This is a genomic window from Thermoproteota archaeon (genome assembly GCA_030130125.1).
In the GTDB taxonomy this organism is placed as follows: Archaea; Korarchaeota; Korarchaeia; order Korarchaeales; family Korarchaeaceae; genus Korarchaeum.
In genome coordinates, this window is the sequence record JARZZM010000031.1 from 1 (window position 1) to 3931 (window position 3931).

Here is a 3931-nt window from a genome sequence, read left to right on the forward strand (position 1 = left end):
CTTCCACCATCTCGTTACCCGAGAACCTCTTATACCACAAGAAGCCCTTTGGAGTAACTACGTGCAGCTCTATCGGTGCCTCAGTGGCTTTATACACCCTGACCATAATCTCATACTTCTTTTCTATCTTTTCGGTTACGACCAATATGTCAATATAGCTTGAGGCCGTAAACCTCCCTCTCACAACGGATCCGAAAACGTAAACTCTTGCATCCGGATCTATCTCTCTCACGATATCTCTTATCCTTCGTGCCACTTTCATGTATTTCTTTAAGTAGTAGAGGGGATTATCGATCGACATACTGCTTGAACACCTCTGTTACAAATCTGTAGAGCAGTACCCTCTTTCTCCTCATAGGAGTAGGGGATATACCTAGAGACTATGTAAGCCTCCTCTAATCTCGCTATATAGTGGAGGTGTTCCTCATCCTCAACGAGCTTCAATATATCGGGCTGACCCAATGAACGAATGAGGGACCTCAGAGAATGAGCTCTGGGGTAGCTCCCCCTCTTAACCAGCAGCTCATACTTCAGGATCAGTTGACAGTACTGCTGTAAATTGAAAACAGCTAGATCCCACTCTCCCTCCTCAATTAATCTCTTAGCGTTTCTCAGGAAGGCCTCAGCTCTCCTCTTCATCAGCTCAGCTTCCTCATAGGACACACGACAGGGGAACCCTATTCGCATATTAAATATTCCATCATCGTCGCATGAAGGCGGATTCTCGCTCGAGCCTCCATCCCAGCTTAGGCTAGTTTCTCCCTCCACCATAAACTGGATGTAGGCTCTCCCTTGGAGGAATCCGATGGAATCGGCCTTTCCGGGGAAGCTAACCTGAGGTACCGCTTCTCCTCCAAGTTTGCTGAACAAGATATTCATCTCGCTTTTCGGTAGTCATAATCAACTTGGATAGGTATCGGTTTCCCGCTAATTGGGGGGCCTCGTAGCCTCATCTCCACCAACTTCGCATCCCAGTTCGCGGTCTCCGATGGAACGATTGAGCCCTCATTCTCCAGCTCCTCCAGTGGGCTTCCTCCCAAGTGACATACAGCTTGTCTTCACGCTGAGATCTGAGCATATGCGGAAGAACTCAAGCGCTCTCTCGCCTCCAAATTCTCTCAGGCGGCCGACGGACGAGGAGGTCTAAGCTTCTCTGCTCGAGGGTTGGCTGATCACAGGCTGGCACGTGGCTCCGCGCGGGATCTGGTAAGCTAGCCACCGAATACTCCGGACCACATCTCGTTGAACTCGGCCTCGTAAGCCCCGGCGATGTCCTCCCCAATTACCACTAGGAGGTTCTCGTCGTTCCTAGTATCAGCCTGCTTTGTGTAGTTGTAGCTGCCCGTCAGAACGACCCTACCGTCGATGACCATGAACTTGTTGTGCATGTAAGCAGGATTGCCATCGAGCTTCACCTCTATCCCAGCTTCCCTCAGCCTGTTGTACTCGGACCACCTGTTTAACTGGTTCCTCTCCATTATGACCCTGACCTTGACCCCCCTCTCGTGGGCCCTCACCAGGGCATCACCTACGGAGTCCAAGGTGAAGGAGTAGATTGCTAGATCCACGCTCTCGTTTGCTCTTGAGATCCAGTCAATCACCACACTGGAGCAGCGATCCTCGGGGCAGAAGAACGGACCGATGATTTTATCCCCGCTGGAGGAGATCGAACCGTAGCCAGATTCACTCGCCCTGAGAGAGTATCCCAGCATCACGCCTGCCGCCAGCAGGATGAGGGGGAGGACCCACCCCCTGCTCTTGTTCATGGGATCACCGTCCAGATGGACCTGACCCCTTTAAGAGGACTTCTAATGGATGCCCCGGGTACTCTCCCATCGATTCCCAAGGAACATTCAAACCGTGAAGGTGGTCGGCACACTTCTCTCACGAGGGCCGCCAATTGGGATTCCTCATGTACACGCCTTGGGTGAGCGATATCCCGATGGCACCCTCCCAGCTCCATTGAGCATCATGCCCCTAGATCCAAGTTCGATTCCTCGTCAACTCCTCGACCGTGCGAGCCGGTGGGAGCTGATCCCCAAGTGACTTAGCTAGAGGTCTCAGTGCGAGGGCCTGTTGAAATGCCCCGGACCTTACACTGGAGCGTGGATCTACGGGAACTCCCTACAGCTCGGAAGTTGACAAGACTTCGATGCTCCCTTTAACCCTCTTCGCGAGTTTCACATCGTCTGTTACCATTGCAAGGCCATTCTCTATGGCGTAGGTGAGGTAGGATTATTCCTATAGACTGTCAAGTCGCATCTAATGGCATTCTCCAATACTCTCCTCTCTAGGCCGGCAATGGTCCTGACCTCGATCACCTCGAATATCCCCGAGCAGTATATCCATGTATTCAGCGCCAGATCCCTGCTCATTCTTTTAAGGAGAGAATGCTCCTTCCATAGAGCATTTAGAGACTCATAGAGGGCCAAATCCAGGGTATAGCCCTCGCTCAGTACTCTCAGATCCCCCCTGATCGGATTGATGATGGAGGACTCATCGAACAGGAACCTCAATAGTTATCTCTCCGTCCTCACGTATCAACTCGGCTACCTCATCATCGCTGATTTCTGGAGGCCTCTTCCTGAGCTTCTCAACTCTTTTCTCCAGCTTTTCAAGGATCTTCCTCCTGACCTCCTCTTCCAGCGCCCTCCTCATCACGGGGCTAGGTTTGGATCCCCTAGCTTATCCATGGGCTCCTTGAGCCTGCGGGGATCCTAGTGGCCACCACGTAATCTACAATCTCCCTCCCGTTTACGAGATCTGATGGTTTACTTACTTAAGGTTTACCATGCTGTTAGATGCTAGAATAGATGATAGCCGAAGTCAGCGGGTCATATCGCGATCATAAATACGTCAAAATCTGATTTCGATGAAATAAATAGAATGGGAGAGAGGGCATCATCGGGCTAAGCGCGCGGAAGGAACCGGCCAGATCGATTGGTGTAGATGCAGTTAGCTTGCTGACTCGTACACTATCTTTGAGAGCCTCTTAGCTAGGGCGACTATCGTCAGGACTGGCGGTTCTCCAGGTGCTCTCGGGAGGGCGCTCGCGTCTCCCACGTATAATCCACTTATCTCGGTCTCGTGCTCCCTGTTTATCACCTTGCCCATTGCGGCCGTGCCACCCACGTGCGCCCCTCTCACGCCAGTAGTGTATATCGAGGAGCTCTCAACTCCCACCTCCAGCAGGATCTCCTTGGATATCCTCACTCCCTCATCCAGCTTCTCCCTGTCATTAGGGGTCACGGGCTTCACGACCCCCTCCTCCCTGACAATGCCCGAGGCATCATCCCCAATCTTAGTTATCATTCCCAAGATGCTGCCTCTCCTGAAGGCCATGAGCTTCTTCCTGAGGGGCAGGTACAGGAGCATGTGGATTTGAGTATCAAGGATGGGGGAAAGAATGTACCCCTCTCGCCTGATCACTGTGGCCATACCCATCTCCTCCCCCCACCTAGCTCCCCTCACCGTCCCATAGGTGTTCACGAACAGGTCAGCGAACAACCCATCTCCGGCCTCTATACCTGATCTAAGGAGTATCTTGGGGGTTTCCAATCCCCCCGCTGCGAGCACCACCAGATCAGCACCCTCCTCACGCAGTCCAGATCGATCCCTCACGACAACCCCTCTCACCTCTCCGTTCCTAATGAGGACCTCTCTAACCTCGCTCTCCATCAATATTCGAGCTCCAAGCTTCCTAGCCTCCGCTAGATAGTTCTGGGCCGTCCACTTGGCACCGTAGGCGCATCCAGTGACGCACATGCCGCAGCCCTCGCACCTCCCGAAGTCGACGAACTTGGGCATGGGCTCCACCTCGTACCCCAATCTACTAGCTGCCTCCTCCAAGATGAGGGTCCTATCTCCCATCATCTCCCGGGGCATGGGAGTTATCCCCAACTCAAGCTCCGCCTCGCTGAACTCCCCCTCC

General features: G+C 53.0%; 6 protein-coding genes. All 6 read right to left on the reverse strand.

The genetic code is table 11. The features are described 5' to 3' along the window. Positions 1–301: nucleotidyltransferase domain-containing protein (locus QI197_05765; GenBank protein ID MDK2372868.1), on the reverse strand; the 301-nt coding region annotated here is incomplete at its 3' end. Beyond that, positions 271–639, reverse strand: a complete 369-nt coding sequence (locus QI197_05770; protein MDK2372869.1) for a HEPN domain-containing protein — start codon at positions 637–639, stop codon at positions 271–273. The genes QI197_05770 and QI197_05765, both read right to left, overlap by 31 nt. A gap of 572 nt (positions 640–1211) precedes the next feature. Continuing rightward, a complete protein-coding gene (locus QI197_05775; GenBank protein MDK2372870.1) occupies positions 1212–1766 on the reverse strand; it encodes a phospholipase D family protein in 555 nt (184 codons plus the stop codon). 447 nt (positions 1767–2213) lie between these two features. Continuing rightward, positions 2214–2516 (reverse strand): hypothetical protein, encoded by a 303-nt coding sequence (locus tag QI197_05780; GenBank protein ID MDK2372871.1) that lies wholly within the window; start codon positions 2514–2516, stop codon positions 2214–2216. Next, entirely contained in the window at positions 2497–2658 is a 162-nt protein-coding gene (locus QI197_05785) for a hypothetical protein (protein MDK2372872.1), read from the reverse strand. Before QI197_05785 ends, QI197_05780 begins: the two co-directional genes overlap by 20 nt. A gap of 297 nt (positions 2659–2955) precedes the next feature. Then, a partial coding sequence (locus QI197_05790) for a GMC family oxidoreductase N-terminal domain-containing protein (protein MDK2372873.1) occupies positions 2956–3931 on the reverse strand: 976 nt, incomplete at its 5' end.